The organism is Okeania hirsuta, assembly GCF_003838195.1.
In the GTDB taxonomy this organism is placed as follows: domain Bacteria; phylum Cyanobacteriota; class Cyanobacteriia; order Cyanobacteriales; family Microcoleaceae; genus Okeania; species Okeania hirsuta.
In genome coordinates this window covers 1-522 of the sequence record NZ_RCBY01000713.1, presented here as the reverse complement: position 1 = coordinate 522, position 522 = coordinate 1, and the positions used below count along the sequence as shown (strand labels likewise).

Below are 522 nucleotides of genomic sequence, written 5' to 3'. Positions count from 1 at the left end.
TACCGCTTAACCCAACCTACCCTAGCTTAATTCTGTCTCCTGACTCCTGTCTCCTGACTCCTTCTTCTTTTACCCAAACTTAATCATTTCTCGACCTGCCATTTTTGGCATTTCACCCTTTAATAAAGGTTCTAAAGTCGCCTTAATTCTATCGGCAGAAGGCGGACATCCAGGCATAAAAATATCCACAGGAACAACTTCATGCACTGGTCGAACTTTATCAAGTAATTCTGGTACAATTCCCGGCGCATGTGGTAATTGTTGATTTTCATCTGCCAACTCTAAATAACTTCTTTCTAAAACAGGTTTCGTACCACCCAACATATTTCGCATAGCTGGGACATTAGCAGTAACAGCACAATCTCCAAAAGAAATTAACGTCTTAGTCTTTTTCCTAACTTCAAAAATTATTTCTAAATTATCCTGATTAGCAATACCTCCTTCCACCAAACAAACATCAACATTTTCTGGATATTCTTTAATATCACTCCCCACCGGACTATAAACAACCTCGACATGATT

At 38.9% G+C, this 522-nt stretch carries 1 protein-coding gene; it reads right to left on the bottom strand.

All coding sequences use genetic code 11. The features are described 5' to 3' along the window. Positions 1-69 precede the first annotated feature (69 nt). Positions 70-522: NADH-quinone oxidoreductase subunit B family protein (locus D5R40_RS33830; RefSeq protein WP_124155942.1), on the bottom strand; the 453-nt coding region annotated here is incomplete at its 5' end.